The sequence below is a fragment of the Mycobacterium marseillense genome (genome assembly GCF_010731675.1).
Taxonomy (GTDB): domain Bacteria; phylum Actinomycetota; class Actinomycetes; order Mycobacteriales; family Mycobacteriaceae; genus Mycobacterium; species Mycobacterium marseillense.
This window is the reverse complement of the sequence record NZ_AP022584.1, coordinates 2,860,941-2,876,047: the sequence shown is the minus strand read 5'-3', so window position 1 is coordinate 2,876,047 and position 15,107 is coordinate 2,860,941. Positions and strand designations below refer to the sequence as shown.

Here is a 15,107-nt window from a genome sequence, read left to right as displayed (position 1 = left end):
CGACGCCGGCTGGAGGACAAAGTGGCCGAAAATGCCCGTGAGCAGGCGCAACCAGCCTGGAAAAACCCGATGGCCTGGCTGCCGCACTCGATCGCGGAGGCGGCGCTGTCGGCGGGGGAGGGGCCGGCGGCCGACCTCTCCGAGGCCTGGGCGCACCTCCAGGAGCGGTTGAACGCGGCCGAACAACTCGTCCGGAGCACGCCGGTCAACCAGAACCGCCTCGACCACGGATCGGGGATGCGTCACCTGATGGTGCTGCTGGCGGTCGGCACCGACATGGCACTGCGCGCCGATCCCGACCCGGTCCTCGCCGTCAACCGCGCCAGCATGGACGACATCGTCACCTGGGGCCTGGAATGCCCCGACTGCGTGTACCTGAACGCGAGCTTGCGCGCGGGCGAGACCTATCGGCTCTTCGGCAACCGGGGGACGGCCCGCTACGTCGGCTTGCAGACCATGGACGGAATCGCGGCGACCGCCAACTGCCTCGTGGACGATCTCGACGTCGAGGCCGACGGGAGCTTCGAGGCGATCCTCTCGGGCGACGAGCACGAGGGCAACTGGCTGCGGCTGGCCGGGGATCATCCGACGCTGACCGTCCGGAACTTCTTCTACGACTGGGACACCGAGGTTCCCGCGTCGCTGCGGATCGAGCGCGTCGGCGACGAAGTGGTGCCCGAAGCCCGTTCCGTCGACCTGGATACCTCGGTCGCCCAACAGCTTTACGCGTTGGGGGATTTCGTCTACGACAACTTGAAATTCTTCCTCGACTTCGGTGCCATGCCACCGGCCAACGGTTTCATCCCGCCGATGGACATGACCGAGATGGGTGCGGCGGCCGAAAACCGGCCCGTGATCGGGCGATTCGAGCTCGAGCCCGACGAGGCGCTCATCCTCGAGGTGCAACCCCCCGAGGGCGTCTACTGGAGTCTTTCGTTGGGCAATCCGTGGTTGGAGACGATCCACTACGGCCGCCATCAATCCAGCCTCAACGGACATCAGGCGGTCATCGACTCCGACGGGATCTTTCGCGCCGTCATTTCCGCGAAGGATCCCGGGGTGGCGAACTGGCTCGACACCGCGGGCCACAGCAACGGTGCGATGCTCTTGCGTTGCGTCCGAACGCAAACCGCGCCGGTCCCGAGCACACGCGTCGTGCAGGTCGACGACGTCGTGGCGGCGCTGCCGGCCGAGACCGCGATGACCACCCCCGACGAACGCGCGCACGTCATCGAAGCCCGTCGCCGCGCCGTACACGAAAGGTTCTACCGGTGAGCTTCTCCGCTGACGACCTCGAAGACGGCGCACGCACCGCCACCGGGCTCGACGACTTCGGCTCGTCCTACTATCGCGAGGGCCTCGAACGCACCGTCGAGGCATTGAACACCGAAGCCGAACTCAACGACCTCGGCCGCGTCATGCAGCACGCCACCATCAGCAATGCCCTGATCCAGCGGCTGAAGCTCGTGGAAACCTACAAACAACATCCCGAGATCGCCGACGAGGTGGTCGAGGGTCCCGTCGTCGTCCTCGGACTGCCCCGCACCGGCACCACCGCGCTGAGTCAATTGGTTGCTGCCGACCCACAATTCAGGTCGTTACGGGTGTGGGAATCGCAGGCGCCGACTCCGCCGCCCGAAGCGGCCACGCAGCACGACGACCCGCGGATAGCACAGGCCGCGGCGGGCATCGCGATGATCGAGCAGATGTTTCCCGATTTCCGCGCCATGAACAGCAACGAGCCCGAGGCCGCGACCGAATGCCAGGACCTGATGGGCATGAGCTTTCGCACCTTCCATTTCGACGGCGTGGTCCGCGTCCCCGGCTACGTGGAATGGTTGCTGCAAAGCGATATGCGCGAAACCTACGCGTTCCACCGCGACGTGCTCAAATTGCTGCAATGGCATTGCAAACCCAACCTGTGGCACCTGCGGACCCCGGTGCACATGTTCGCCCTCGACGCGTTCGTCGACACGTATCCCGAGGCGAAATTCCTCTGGAGCCACCGTGATCCGGCCAAGGTACTGGGGTCGGTCTGCAGCCTCATCGCCTACGTCCGGAGCTGGAGCAGCGACCGTAAAGACCCGGAAGAGCTCGGCGCCGAGCAGCTGGCCTGGTGGGCCGAAGGCATGCGGCGGGCAATGGAATTCCGCGAGAAGTTCGGCGACGACCGGTTTGTCGACGTGTCGTTCGCCGCCCTGCAAACCGACCCGGTCGCCACCGTCGCCGACAGCTACGAACGGCTCGGCCTGACGTTCACGGACTCGGCGCGGGCCAAGGTGCAAGGGTGGGCGGACGAACACAAGCCCGGTCACCGGGGCACCCACAGCTACGACCTGGCCGACTACGGGTTGACCCCGCAACGCGTGCACGAAGCGTTCAGCGATTACATGGCCGCCCACGATGCTTCGGCCTGATCGGGCCGGCGGGCGTCAAAAGCTCGAACCCGATCCGCAGGTACACGCCGCGATCGTGTCCGCCGCCGCCGAAGTCGTTCGGAGCGAAGGGGTCCAGGCGCTGTCGATCGCTGCGCTGCTCAGCCGAACGCAGTTGAGTACCCGGGCGTTCTACCGTCACTTCGACTCCAAGGATCAGCTGGTTGCGGCGGTGTTCCTGGTAATGGCGCGCGCCGAGGTGCTGCGGCTGGTGCAGCGGATGTCCGAGTGCGCCGACCCGGTCCGCGCGGTAGCGGCCTGGATCGACGGCCGGCTCGACTTGGCCTTCAATCCGCAGATCCGTTCCGATCTTCGCCAAATGTCGGTCGAGGCGCAGACGCAGATGTTCGTCGCGCCCGAGCTCGTGGCCCCCGCCTACCGGGAAATCCTGCGTCCGCTGGTCGAACAGCTTGCGTGGGGAAAGAATCTGGGGTTATTCGGCGACATCGATCCCGACGGTGAGGCGTTGTCCATCCAAGGCGTCGTATGGGCCAACATCGAACGGCACTGGGCGACGGCCCATCGAGATCCCGCCGAAATCCGCGCGCGCGTACAGCATTTCTGCCTGCGGGGTCTCGGTGTCGCCCCGGAGACGATCGCGGCGGTTCTGGCCGAAGCGCCGGACGAATAGCTCACTTCGCCGATGCGGCGCTGACGCATGTTTGCGATGGCTACTAGGTGGGCCCCAGGGCGTAGGCGCCGTTCTCCGGATGGTGGTACCAGCCGCTCGACGCCTGGGTGGCGCCGTCGGCATGGATCGTTTGCCCGGTGATGCAACTGGACGTGTCGGAGGCGAGAAACACTGCCGCGCCGGCATTTCGTCGACCCCGTCACGGTCGCGCCGTGGTTGGTGATCGTCGCGTCGGCGTCAAGCTCGAACGGTGTGGTGTCGGCGGCGAAGAGCTCGGCCGCGGGACATGGTTCGGCGTCGGCCCGGGCCGGCCTGACGTCGAAAAAATCACACTCAAACACACCATCAGCCACACCGGCACCGAGCGCATAAAGCAGCCCCTCACGTTGCTTGACGGTTGTCAGAGGGCCGGTGTTTACTTCGAACATACTTTCGAACAAGCGATGAGGAGGCGGGGTCATGACCGCGGCTTTTGCCTCCAGTCACCGCGAAGAAACCCGCGCTGAGCAGCTCGAATCGCTGCGGCGGCGGATGGCGAACATCTCCGCGAAAAAGACCGGGCCGACCGTCCCCGACGACCTGCTGGACTCGGAGTCCCAGCTGGCGCTGCCGCAGTGGCTGGCGGACCTGCTGCCGGCGCCGCTGCCGCGGGGAACGGTGGCGGTGCTCTCGGGTGCCCGGTCGCTGTTGTTGAGCATGGTCGCCGCGGTCACGGCGGCCGGTGGCAACGCCGCGATCGTCGGCCAGCCGGACATCGGGCTGCTGGCCGCCGCGGAGATGGGGGCGGACCTGAGCCGGCTCGCGGTGATACCGGATCCCGGCACCGATCCGGTGGAGGTGGCCGCGGTGCTCGTCGACGGCATGGACCTGGTGGTCCTCGGGCTGGGCGGGCGCCGGGTGGCGCCGACCCGGGCGCGGGCGGTGGTGGCGCGGGCCCGCAGCAAGGGCTGCACCGTGCTGGTCACCGGCGGCGATTGGCAAGGCGCGCCGACGCGGCTGGCGGCCCGGGTCTGCGGTTATGAGATCACCCCACACTGGGGAACGCTCGCCCCCGGATTCGGGCGGATCGGCGGGGTGCGGTTGCAGGTCAGCGGGATGTGTGCGGGGCGACGGGTGACGCCCCAGGCGCGAGCCGGGTGAATTCCGGTGGTAGCCCCTTCTGGTTCAAGGGTTTTGGCGATCTGGTGCATGGATTGGCCCGCGGTGGCGGCGGCCGCGGCCGCGGATCTGTCCGCGACCGTCCCCGTGGCGGTCACGTTGGCCAACCGGGTGATCGCCTGCTCGTCGGCCGCCCGCGCGGTGGGGGTGCGCCGGGGGCTGCGCCGCCGGGAGGCCGCGGCCCGGTGCCCGCAGCTGCATGTCGCCACCGCCGACGCGGACCGCGACGCCCGCTTCTTCGAAGCGGTGATCGCGGCGGTGGACGACCTGGTGCCCCGCGCCGAGGTGCTGCGGCCCGGGCTCCTGGTGTTGCCGGTGCGCGGGGCGGCCCGCTATTTCGGGTCCGAGGCCACCGCCGCCGAACGGCTGATCGATGCGGTGGCCGCAGCCGGCGCCGAGTGTCAGGCCGGGATCGCCGACCAGTTGTCCACGGCGGTCTTCGCGGCGCGGGCGGGCCGCGTCGTCGAGCCGGGAGGCGACGCGAGGTTCTTGTCGGTGCTGTCCATCCGCCAACTCGCCACCGAGCCGAGTCTGTCCGGTCCCGGCCGGGAGGAGCTGACGGATCTGTTGTGGCGGATGGGGATTCGCACCATCGGGCAGTTCGCCGCGCTGTCGCGCAGCGACGTGGCCTCCCGGTTCGGCGCCGACGGGGTGACCGCGCACCGGTTGGCCCGCGGCGAGCCCGAACGGCCGCCCTCCGGGCGGGAGCCGCCGGCCGAGCTCGAGGCCGTGCTGGACTGCGATCCGCCGATCGACCGGGTCGATGCCGCGGCGTTCGCCGGGCGCTCGCTGGCCGGAACGCTGCATCAGGCACTGATGGCCGCCGGCGTGGGATGCACCCGGCTGGCCATTCACGCCGTCACCGCCAACGGCGAGGAACGCCATCGGGTGTGGCGGTGCGCCGAGCCGTTGACCGAGGACGCCACCGCCGACCGGGTGCGCTGGCAGCTCGACGGCTGGCTGAGCAGTCGCACCGCGCGCGATCCCCGGCCCACCGCCGCGGTGACGCTGTTGCGGCTGCAGGCGGTGGAGGTGGTATCCGCCGAGGCACTGCAGTTGCCGCTCTGGGGTGGGCTGGGAGAGGAGGACAGGCTGCGGGCCCGCCGGGCACTGGTGCGGGTGCAGGGGTTGCTCGGCCCGGAGGCGGTGCGCGTGCCGGTGCTGTCCGGCGGCCGCGGGCCCGCCGAGCGCATCACGCTGATCCCGCTGGGCGACGAGCCGGTGCCGCGGGCCGATCCCGCTCTGCCGTGGCCCGGCCGGCTGCCCGAACCGTCACCGGCGGTGTTGCTGGACGATCCGGTGGAACTGCTTGACGCCCAAGGGAACCCGATACGGGTGACCAACCGCGGGCTGTTCTCCGCCGACCCCGCCCGCATGATCACCCAGGGCAGAGACGAGCGGCTGTGCTGGTGGGCCGGGCCCTGGCCGGTCGATGAGCGGTGGTGGGACGACCGGCGCCCGGCCGGTCAGGGGTCCGGTCGCACCGCCCGCGCCCAGATTCTGCTGGAGAGCGAGCGTGCGTTGCTGTTGTGCTATCGCCAGCGGCGCTGGTATCTCGAGGGCAGCTACGAGTAGGTGGGCCGCAGCGCCTCGGGGGTCAGGTCCTTGAGCGAGGGATATCCGTCGACGGCCATGATCAGGTCCGCTTCGGCCAGCAGCGAGCGCAGCACGTGCACGATGCCCTCGACGCCCCCGAGCGCCAGCCCGTAGGCGTAGGGGCGGCCGATCCCGACGGCGGTCGCCCCCAGCGCGAGGGCCTTGATGATGTCGGCGCCGCTGCGCACACCCGAGTCGAACAGCACCGGCAGCCCGTCGGCGGCCGCGAGCACGTCGGGCAGGCAATCCAGGCAGGGCAGCCCGCCGTTGGCTTGCCGGCCACCGTGGTTGGAGCAGTAAATGCCGTCTACGCCAATGTCTTTGGCACGGCGAACGTCGTCGGGGTGGCAGATGCCCTTGACCATCAGCGGCAGGTCGGTCTCCGCCCGCAACCATTCCAGGTCCTCCCACCGGAACGGGCCGCCGAAAATCGGCAGCTTGCGCACCGCCGCCTCGGTGGCGTCTTCGCCCCGGCTCAGGTGGGCGCGGAAAACCGGGTCGCTGGTGTAATTGGCCAGGCACCCGCTGGGCACCTGGGGGTAGTTTCCCCCGCTGAGGTCGCGGGGCCGCCAGCCGGTGACCCAGGTGTCCAGGGTGACGGCGATGCTCTTGAAGCCGGCCGCCTCGGCGCGGTGCACCAGGCTGGCGGCCATCTTGCGGTCCGGCGGCGTGTACAGCTGGAAAAAGGCCGGGGTGTCGCCCAGTTCGGCGGCGATATTTTCCATCGGGTCGGAGGTGAGCGTGCCCACGAAGAACGGGACGCCGGTGCGGACGGAGGCGCGGGCGCACAGTATGTCCCCGTGGCCGTCCGGATCGCACACCCCGATGACGCCGATGGGCGCCATGAAGATCGGGGACGGAAACCTCATGCCGAACAGCTCGACGGACATGTCGCGCTCCTCGGGGGCGATCCCCATCCGGGGATACAGTCCCCACCGTTTGAAGGCCGCGCAGTTGGCGCGCTGGGTGTGCTCGTCGCCGGCGCCGCCCGCGACGTACTGCAGCACTTTCGGTGTCATCGCCGCCGCCGCCTTTTTCTCCAGGTCCTCGAACCTGATCGGGTACTGCGGCTGATTTCCGTGCAGCGACTGGTCGTACAACTCTTTTTGGTAATCGGCGAAGGCCATAGTCGATCCAGTACCCCGCACCCCGTGCACCAAACGGCTCCGTCGAGCCCTAGGCGCCGCGCGCCGTCCAGAGCCTCCGCGCCGCGGCCGCCCCGGCCAGCGCGGCCGCGCTCACCGCGGCCACCGGCACCGCGACCCGCGTGGCGCGCGTCCGCGAGTCGGCCTCGGGCCGGTCCGGAGGAGACGTGGAGCGGATGTCGGCCGAGGTGTTCGCCATGGCCATGATCTGTCCGAGGTGCAGCGCGTTCGCCGTCCCGGAGTGGCTGATCTGCGTCTGGCAGGAGAATCCGTTGGCGATCACCAGGGCCTCCGCATTCTTTCGGATCGCCGGCAGCAGGGCCTGTTCGCCGCAGTCGAGCGAGAGTTGGTACTTGCCCTGCTCGAATCCCCACGAGCCGGCCAGCCCGCAGCATCCGCCGGAGACGGGCTGCACGTCGATGCCCATCTTCTGCAGTACCTCCTGGTCGGCGTCGACCCCGCCGGTGGCCCGCTGGTGGCAGTGGCCCCACAGCAGTGCCTTGACTGCGGACCCGGTGGAGGACACCCGGGGCAGCTCGAGGCCGTACTCGGTGAAGAACTGCGCGAAGTGATAGCTGTTGCGCACCAACCGATCCGCGTCGTCGTCATGCGGCAGCAACTTCTTGAGCTCGTCCTTGAAGACGGCCAGGCAGCTCGGCTCCATACCGACAATCGGTGTGCCGGCTCGGATTTCGCTGCGCAGTTGCCCTAGCACATCGTGGAGATAGTGTTCGGCGACGTCGAGAAAGCCGTAGTCATACAGGGGGCGGCCGCAACAGATGTGTCCCGTGGGCATGACGACGCGCCAGCCGGCCGCCTCGATCGCCGCCACGCAGGCCACCCCGACATCGGTGTGCAGTCGGTTGTTGAAGGTGTCGGGAAACAGGATCACCTTCGGTCCGGCGGGATTGACGACCGGACGCGCCGAGAACCACTGTTGCAGCGTCATCGGCGCGAAGGTGGGCAACGGCCGCTGCCGGTCAATTCCGCCCACCGCCTTGGCGATTCGAGACAGCACCGGCGTCTGGGTGGCGAAGTTGGCCAACTCCGGGATGGCGCTGGCCAGCCGCGCGGCCCGGTCGATGAACCCGAACGCGTAGGCGTACCGTGGCCGCCAGCGGCGCAGCGACCGGAAGTGGTGGTAGAGGAACTCCGCCTTGTAGGTGGGGATGTCCACCTCGACCGGGCAGTCGCTGGTGCAGCCCTTGCAGGCCAGGCACAGATCCAGCGCGTCGGCGACTTCGTCGGACTGCCAGCCATCGGTGATCACCTCGCCGCGCAGCATCTCGAACAACAGCCGCGCCCGCCCCCGCGTGGAGTGTTTCTCCTCCCTGGTCACCTGGTAGCTGGGGCACATGGTGTCCTGCGCCTCGGGAACCCGGCATTTGCCGACTCCGACGCAGCGCAGTGCCGCGTGCGAGAAGTCGCCATGGTCCTCGGCGTAGGCGAACTTCACCTGCGGCCTCGCCGGGTTGTAATCCGTCCCCAGCTTGAGGTTTTCGTCGAACCGATACGGGTCGATCACCTTGCCGGGGTTCATCTTCCACTCGGGATCCCAGATCAGCTTGAACTTGCGCATGGCCTCCATCAGCCGCGGGCCGTACTGCTTGCCCAGTAACTCGGCGCGCTGCTGGCCGTCGCCGTGCTCGCCGGACATCGACCCGCCGTAGGACGCGACCAGGTCGCCGGCTTCCTCCATGAACTTGCGGTAGTTGACGAGACCGTCCTTGTGGCGCAGGTCGAACCCGACCCGGGAGTGGATGCAGCCCTCCCCGAGGTGGCCGTACATGGCGCCGCGCAGGTTGTGTTTGGCGTAGAGCTGCTGCAGATCACGCACGTAGTCGCCGACCCGCCGCCAGGGGACCGCGGAGTCCTCCCAGCCCGGCCAGTGATTGCCGCTGTCCACCGGGAACGCGGTCGAGCCCAGCCCGGCCTCGCGAATCGCCCACAGTTCGGCGCTGTTCCCCCCGTCCTGCTTGCTGCGGGCCAGCACGATGCGGTCGTCCTCGATGTGCTTTTTCTTCTTCAGCCAGCGAACGAATTCCTCTGCTCGCTCGAGTGATTCGTGCGGCTCGTCGGAGCCGAACTGGATCATCAGCCAGGCACCCTTGGAATCCGGGCGCGGCAACGCGGCCCGGCCGCTGGCGTTGACACCGGTGAGCTCCTGGTCGTGCACGAGCACGTGGTCGACGGCCTCGAGCCCGATCGGCTTCCATTCCATCATCTCCGGCGCGAGGTCGCCGGCCGCGCCGAGGGAGTCGAACTCCACCACGACCACCGTGCGGTGGAGCATGGCCGGGGTCAGCATCACGGTCGCCGTCAGGGCCACCGCGCAGGTGCTTTCGGTGCCGACCAGGGCGCGCGCGACGTTGAACCCCCGCTCGGGCAGCAGCTCGTCGAGGTTGTAGCCGGAAACCCGCCGGGGCACCTCGCCGACGTCGGCGTATCCCTTGCGAATATCGTCGGCGTACTCGTTACGCAAATCCCGTAGCGCGGCATAGATTTCGCCCTTGCGACCGCCGGCGGCGATGATGCTGTCGAGGTCCTTCTCCTCGTTCACGCCGACGGTGAACCGGGCGCCGTCGTAGGTGACGATGTCCAGCGCGTGGGTGTTGTCGGAGGTACGGGGCCCGGGTCCGTAGAACCGCGATTGGACCGAGTGCACCCCGCAGGAGTTGTTGCCGATGTTTCCACCCAGCGTGCACCGCGAATGCGACGAGGGGTCGGGGCCGAACACCAACCCGTGCTCGCCGGTGGCCTTGTTGAGCTGTTCGTTGATCACGCCGGTCTGCACGGTGGCCAGCCGGCGCTGCGCGTCGATGTCGATGATGTCGGTGAGATACTTCGAAAAGTCGATCACCACCGCCACATTGACGGTTTCGCCGGACAGACTCGTGCCGCCGCCACGGCACAGCACCGGGGCGTGGTAGGCGTGGCAGGCCCGCACCGTCTGCACCACGTCCTCGATCGTCTTGGGAACCACGACCCCGATCGGAACCTGGCGGAAGTTCGATGCGTCATTGGCGTACATCGCCAATGTGGCCGTGTCGAAACGCACTTCGCCGCTGACGTGCCGGCGCAGCTGATTTTCCAGGCCGGTGACGTTGACCTTGTCGACGGTGGCCATCCCGGCGACGAAGCGGGTATCCGGGCGGGCCGGGATGGTCCGCGACTGGTCGGACCTGAGCAGGCTCATTCGGTCCCACCAGCGCCCTTGTGCCCTACGCTCTTGATCGACTCGGTGAACTCGTGCATCTTCTGCTTGGCGCCCTTCTTGCCGATGCTGACCCGGTCGGGATCCTTCAGCACCGCTTTGGCGGTCTTCTTCGCCATCATCTTCTTGATGTGCGGCGGGACCGGCGGGATGTCCTTGTCGACGACCACCTCCAGCACTACCGGGCCGCTGGCCGCCAGCGCCTGGTCCCAGGCCTCGCCGATCTTCTTCGGATCGTCGCAGCGGATGCCGGTCAGCCCGAGCAACTTGGCGAACTCGGCGTAGGGGACATCCGGAATGTATTGCGATCCCTCAAATTTCGGCTCACCGCCCATCGCGCGCTGCTCCCAGGTCACCTGGTTGAGATCCTCGTTGTTGAAGACGCAGAAGATCAGCGGGCCGTCGGAGAGCCGATCCTTGTAGCGCTTGACGGTGATCATCTCGGCCAGCCCGTTCATCTGGAACACGCCGTCGCCAACCAGCGCGATCACCGGGCGGCCGGGATGCGCCAACTTGGCGGCGATCGCATACGGCGTCCCCGGGCCCATGGTGGCCAGGTTTCCGGCCAGCGACGCCGCCATGCCCGGTCGCATCTTGAGGTGCCGGGCCCACCAGTTGGCGACCGAACCGGCGTCGGTGGTCAGGATGACGTTGTCGGGCAGTCGTTTTGACAGCTCGTGGGCCACCAGCTCGGGATTGAGTGGATCGGCCTTGTCGTGCGCCCTTTTGTCGAGCACCGCCCACCACTCGGAGACCTCTTTTTCGATCTGGTCCCGCCACGACCTGTCATCCTTGCGCTGCAAAAGCGGAACCAGTTCGCGCAGCGTATTTTTCGAGTCCCCGACCAGGTTGGCCTCCATCGGGTATCGGGTCCCGATCATCCGGCCGTCGAGGTTGATCTCGACGCCACGGCACTGCCCCTCTTTGGGCAGCCATTCGGCGTAGGGGAAGCTGGTGCCCACGAAGAACAGGGTGTCGGCGTCGGACATCATGGCGTGGCTGGCGGTGGAGCCCAGCAGCCCGATGGGCCCGGTGACGTAGGGCAGGTCGTCGGCCAGCACGGCGCGGCCCAGCGAGGTCTTGGCCACCCCGGCGCCCAGCAGTTCGGCGGCCTGGATGACTTCGTCGACGGCCTCGGCGGCGCCCTGGCCGACGACCATCGCCACCTTCTTGCCCTCGTTGAGGATCTGCGCCGCCTTCTCCAACTCGGATTGCGGGGGAATCACCCTCGGCTTGGTCCAGCCGACGCTGGTGTAGACGGCGCCGTGCATCCGGGGCGGTGAGGGGACCGCCTCGGATTCGCCCACGTCCTCGGGCAGGATGATCGTCGCCACCGTGCGGTTGTTCAGCGCCACCTTGCAGGCCCGGTCGACGAGTTGCCGCGCCTGCTCGGGCGCCATGCAGATCTGCACGAAGTCCGACGAGACGTCCTTGTACAGCGAGAGCGGGTCGATCTCCTGCTGGAAGGCCGCGCCCAGCGACATCCGCTTCTGCTGGCCGATGATGGCGACCACGGGGTGGTGGTCCAGCTTCGCGTCGTAGAGGCCGTTGAGCAGGTGGATGGTGCCGCCGCCGGAAGTGGCCAGGCAACAACCGATTTCGCCGGTGAACTTGGCGTGCCCGGTCGCCATGAACGCGGCCATCTCCTCGTGGCGCGGCTGGATCAGCTCCGGGTCGCCGCCGGCGCGGTCGAGCGCGCCGAGCATCGACAGGATCCCGTCGCCGGGATAGCCGAATATTCGGTGAATGCCCCATTGGCGCAGGCGGTCGACGATGAAGTCGGCGGTTTTCGGCATGATCCCTCCTCCGGTCCGGCCAGCAGGCAGCTCGCTGTTCGATTCCTTCGGCTGTGTGGATCAACCGGATCAACGCCATCGACCGTCCACGGACGGGTTTGCCCGTGGCAACGGTTGCAGGCGGCCACGATCGGTGCTTACCCTCCGCAGCGGGGGTCAAACGGGCGAAACGTCGCGGTTATCCGGTGCCGTCGCGTCGCACGGCGGCGCAGATGGGAAGGCCTGGGTCAGCCGCGAGGACGGCGTTTCGGTCGATCCCGCGTCAGTACCGTCCGAAAACGGTCGCGACGTTGTGTCCGCCGAATCCGAACGAGTTGTTGATCGCGTATTCGTAGTTGCCGGGGCGGGGCTTGCCGGCCACCACGTCCAAATCGATTTCCGGGTCGAGGTTTTCCAGGTTCAGCGTGGGTGGGACGACCTGGTCGCGCAGGGCGAGCACGGTCAGGATCGACTCGACCGCCCCGACCGCGCCGACCGAGTGGCCCAGGGCGGCCTTGGGCGCGTAGACGACGGCGTTGCCGCCGTGGGCGCCCAGGGCGTTGTTGATGGCCTTGCCCTCGGCGACGTCGCCGACCGAGGTGCCGGTGGCGTGGGCGTTGACGTGGTGAATGTCGCTGGGGGACAGGCCGGCGAGCTGGATGGCGCGGCTCATGGCGTGTCCGGCGCGTTCGCCGTTGGGGTCGGGGGCCACCATGTGGTAGCCGTCGGAGGTGATGCTGGCCCCCATGATGCGGGCCAAGATGTTGGCGCCGCGGGCCTTGGCGTGCTCCTCGGTCTCGATGACCATGAGCGCGCCGGCCTCGCCGAAGACGAATCCGGTCCGGTCGCGGTCGAACGGGCGGCACGCGCCGACGGGGTCGTCGTTCTTGGTGGACATCACGATGCGCATCTGGGCGAACGCCGCGATCGCGACTGCCTCGATCCTGACCTCGACGCCACCGCAGATGGCGATGTCGGCCTCGCCGAAGACGATGTTGCGCCACGCCTGGGCGACGCCCTCGGAACCCGACGCGCACGCCGACACCGGCGTGATCACCCCGGCCTTGGCGTGCCGTTCCAGGCCCACCGCCGCGGCCGCGCCGTTGGGCATGTACTTCGACACCGCCAGCGGGGAGACCCCCTTCATGCCGCGGGCGCGCAGATCGTCGTAGCTGAACACGATTTGCTCCGCCGAGCCCAGGCCGGTGCCCACGGACACCATCAGCCGGTTGCTGTCGACCTCGGGTGAGCCGGCGTTCTCCCAGACCCGCCGGCCCAGGACGGTCGACATCATTTGCAGGTAGCCCATCCGGTGGCGTTCGGCGCGGGTGAGTCCGCCGTCGAAATCCTCGAGTAGATGACCGCCGATGCGCACCGGCAGGTCAAACTCCTCGACGAACGAATCCTCGAGCTTGCGGATACCACTTTGGCTGTCCTGCAACAGCTTCCAGGTGGTCTCGGCATCAGTCGCCAACGCGGTCGTCATGGCAACACCAGTGACGACCACATTCGGCAGCGTTTTCCCGGTAACCAGCTCCGCCATGATTCCCGAAACCTTTCATTTGATGAGAGCTGCTAACGATTGACGCCGAGCCCCACTCATCCCATCAAATCATGCCTACACAAACTGTCATTGTCCCCGACGTCAAGGGGTATAGCGCTATTTGGCGCGTACCGCCTGCGCTCGGGCCACCAGCGTGCGGCCGCCGGGCAACGATCGCAGGACGGCGCGGGCCAGCCGGTCGCGGCCGCGGACACCGTCGGTCCTGGCTCCTCCGGTCCGCAGGTGGCGCCAGCCCAGGCCCGCCCACGACGCCGCGACCAGGGCGTCGGTCACCCCGCCGCGGGCCCGGCGCGGGTCGGCGAGGGCCAGGCCGAGCGCGGTCGCCGAGTGCACCGTGTCGACCCAGACCCCGGCCGCCAGCACCTCCGGGCCGGGGTTGACGCCCGACAGTGCCGCCTGGACCAGATGCCGGGCGCCCAGGATCCGGGTGACGACGATCGCCTTGCGGTCGACGCGCACCCCGTGGATGTGACTCAGCACGTCGGCGGGGGCGGCCAGCAGCACGCCGCCCCATCCCGCGCGGATCAGCTCGATGGCACGAATCTTCATGGGGTATAGGCTAACCGGCGCGCGAACGGGCCCACGCGCTCGATGAAGCGATCGAAGAACACCGCGGCTTCCACATCAATCCCGATGAGCGCGTTGGGTTCTCGATGAGCCGACCAGTCGGTCACCGTCATGGCGCGGGTCAGGGTGCCGGTCAGCTCGATGTCCACGGTCGCCGGACGGGTCGTCACCAGGCCCGGATCCAGCGCGACGGCGGCGGCCAACGGATCGTGCATGTGTGCCTGATACCCGTGGCCGAGTTCGTGATAGGCCTCCAGGTAGAACCGGGTGGCGTCCTCGATCACCCGGATCAGCGGATTGGACGCCGACGACCGGGTTCCGGGTTCGTCGTGTTCGTCGAGTGGCGTGGTCGTCGACCCGGCGGCGTCGGCCAGCCGGGTCAGGTGCTCCGGCGTCATCGCGACCTTGCGCGTCAGGTCCAGGCCGCACAGGATCGGAAGCCGCTGCTGCTCAACGGCTTCGTGGCCCCAGGCCGCCAGCACCTCGGCCGCGGCCTCCGGGTCCACGCTGATGTTCCATTCCGCGACTGCGGTGGTGTTGCCGCGGTGGTCGTAGGAACCGCCCATGATCACCAGCCGCCGCAGCAGCGTCGGCAGGGTGGGCTCGGCGCGCAGCGCCAGCGCCAGATTGGTCAACGGGCCGGTCGCCACGCCGATGAGCTCACCTGGGTGGGCGTGCGCCGCGCGCAGCCACGCCTCCGCCGAGTCGTAGTCGGTGAGGCCTTGCCCGCCCGGCGGCAGGTCGGCGTAGCCTAAGCCCCTGGGGCCGTGGACTTTTGACGGCAGCCGCATCGGTCCGGTGAGGGTCTGATCGGAGCCCCTGGAAACCGGTATGCCGGTGACATCGCACAGCCGCAGCAGGCCCAGGTTGTTTTCGCAAACCTGCTGCACGCCGACGTTTCCACCGGTCGAGGCGATGCCGATCACCTCGGCGTTCGGGCTGGCGAACAGGTACATCAGCGCCAGCGCGTCATCGACGCCGGTATCGACGTCGACGAAAACGGGAGCGTTCATTGTCTACAA

11 protein-coding genes and 1 pseudogene are annotated in these 15,107 nt (G+C 68.3%); 5 read left to right on the top strand and 7 right to left on the bottom strand.

Features of this window, described 5'->3' with window-relative positions:
* Positions 1-69 precede the first annotated feature (69 nt).
* The 3 genes from G6N26_RS13025 to G6N26_RS13015 are packed head-to-tail and all read left to right on the top strand — an operon-like array spanning position 70 to position 3,066.
* Positions 70-1,275 (top strand): DUF1214 domain-containing protein, encoded by a 1,206-nt coding sequence (locus tag G6N26_RS13025; RefSeq protein WP_083019903.1) that lies wholly within the window; start codon positions 70-72, stop codon positions 1,273-1,275.
* Positions 1,272-2,417 carry a sulfotransferase family protein gene (locus tag G6N26_RS13020; protein ID WP_083019889.1) on the top strand — a complete coding sequence of 382 codons (1,146 nt, stop codon included), beginning with the start codon at positions 1,272-1,274 and terminating at the stop codon, positions 2,415-2,417. The genes G6N26_RS13025 and G6N26_RS13020 overlap by 4 nt, the downstream gene beginning before the upstream one ends.
* Entirely contained in the window at positions 2,404-3,066 is a 663-nt protein-coding gene (locus tag G6N26_RS13015; protein WP_083019891.1) for a TetR/AcrR family transcriptional regulator, read from the top strand. Before G6N26_RS13020 ends, G6N26_RS13015 begins: the two co-directional genes overlap by 14 nt.
* Positions 3,067-3,109: 43 nt before the next feature.
* On the opposite strand, the pseudogene G6N26_RS13010 reads toward G6N26_RS13015, so the two are convergent.
* Positions 3,110-3,250, bottom strand: a pseudogene (locus tag G6N26_RS13010) (oxidoreductase); the annotation flags it as partial.
* 275 nt (positions 3,251-3,525) lie between these two features.
* Here G6N26_RS13010 and G6N26_RS13000 point away from each other — a divergent pair.
* Together G6N26_RS13000 and G6N26_RS12995 are read left to right on the top strand one after the other, a co-directional pair.
* Positions 3,526-4,206, top strand: a complete 681-nt coding sequence (locus G6N26_RS13000; protein WP_083019893.1) for a hypothetical protein — start codon at positions 3,526-3,528, stop codon at positions 4,204-4,206.
* 48 nt (positions 4,207-4,254) lie between these two features.
* Positions 4,255-5,799, top strand: coding sequence for a DNA polymerase Y family protein (locus tag G6N26_RS12995; RefSeq protein WP_067175988.1), 1,545 nt, complete (start codon positions 4,255-4,257; stop codon positions 5,797-5,799).
* On the opposite strand, the gene G6N26_RS12990 is transcribed toward G6N26_RS12995, so the two are convergent.
* From G6N26_RS12990 to G6N26_RS12965, 6 genes are all read right to left on the bottom strand, one after another.
* Positions 5,790-6,947, bottom strand: a complete 1,158-nt coding sequence (locus G6N26_RS12990; protein WP_083019895.1) for an alpha-hydroxy-acid oxidizing protein — start codon at positions 6,945-6,947, stop codon at positions 5,790-5,792. The genes G6N26_RS12995 and G6N26_RS12990 overlap by 10 nt on opposite strands.
* A 49-nt stretch (positions 6,948-6,996) precedes the next feature.
* A complete protein-coding gene (locus G6N26_RS12985; RefSeq protein WP_083019897.1) occupies positions 6,997-10,161 on the bottom strand; it encodes an FAD-binding and (Fe-S)-binding domain-containing protein in 3,165 nt (1,054 codons plus the stop codon).
* The gene (locus G6N26_RS12980; RefSeq protein WP_083019899.1) at positions 10,158-11,975 is read right to left on the bottom strand and encodes a thiamine pyrophosphate-requiring protein; all 1,818 of its coding nucleotides are present in this window, start codon (positions 11,973-11,975) and stop codon (positions 10,158-10,160) included. The genes G6N26_RS12985 and G6N26_RS12980 overlap by 4 nt, the downstream gene beginning before the upstream one ends.
* A 262-nt stretch (positions 11,976-12,237) precedes the next feature.
* Positions 12,238-13,497, bottom strand: a complete 1,260-nt coding sequence (kasB, locus tag G6N26_RS12975) for a 3-oxoacyl-ACP synthase KasB (protein ID WP_067175975.1) — start codon at positions 13,495-13,497, stop codon at positions 12,238-12,240.
* Between the two features lie 117 nt (positions 13,498-13,614).
* On the bottom strand, positions 13,615-14,067 hold the full coding sequence (locus G6N26_RS12970) for a hypothetical protein (protein WP_083020510.1): 453 nt from the start codon (positions 14,065-14,067) through the stop codon (positions 13,615-13,617).
* A complete protein-coding gene (locus tag G6N26_RS12965) occupies positions 14,064-15,098 on the bottom strand; it encodes a nucleoside hydrolase (protein WP_083020509.1) in 1,035 nt (344 codons plus the stop codon). The genes G6N26_RS12970 and G6N26_RS12965 overlap by 4 nt, the downstream gene beginning before the upstream one ends.
* Positions 15,099-15,107: the final 9 nt, after the last annotated feature.

Bases quoted from the DNA above. Each gene is read 5' to 3' on its own strand.
- G6N26_RS13025 (WP_083019903.1), top strand. From the start codon at position 70: ATGGCCTGGCTGCCGCACTCGATCGCGGAGGCGGCGCTGTCGGCGGGG.
- G6N26_RS12995 (WP_067175988.1), top strand. From the start codon at position 4,255: ATGGATTGGCCCGCGGTGGCGGCGGCCGCGGCCGCGGATCTGTCCGCG.
- G6N26_RS12970 (WP_083020510.1), bottom strand. From the start codon at position 14,067: ATGAAGATTCGTGCCATCGAGCTGATCCGCGCGGGATGGGGCGGCGTG.
- kasB (WP_067175975.1), bottom strand. From the start codon at position 13,497: ATGGCGGAGCTGGTTACCGGGAAAACGCTGCCGAATGTGGTCGTCACT.
- G6N26_RS12965 (WP_083020509.1), bottom strand. From the start codon at position 15,098: ATGAACGCTCCCGTTTTCGTCGACGTCGATACCGGCGTCGATGACGCG.
- G6N26_RS13015 (WP_083019891.1), top strand. From the start codon at position 2,404: ATGCTTCGGCCTGATCGGGCCGGCGGGCGTCAAAAGCTCGAACCCGAT.
- G6N26_RS12985 (WP_083019897.1), bottom strand. From the start codon at position 10,161: ATGAGCCTGCTCAGGTCCGACCAGTCGCGGACCATCCCGGCCCGCCCG.
- G6N26_RS12980 (WP_083019899.1), bottom strand. From the start codon at position 11,975: ATGCCGAAAACCGCCGACTTCATCGTCGACCGCCTGCGCCAATGGGGC.
- G6N26_RS12990 (WP_083019895.1), bottom strand. From the start codon at position 6,947: ATGGCCTTCGCCGATTACCAAAAAGAGTTGTACGACCAGTCGCTGCAC.
- G6N26_RS13000 (WP_083019893.1), top strand. From the start codon at position 3,526: ATGACCGCGGCTTTTGCCTCCAGTCACCGCGAAGAAACCCGCGCTGAG.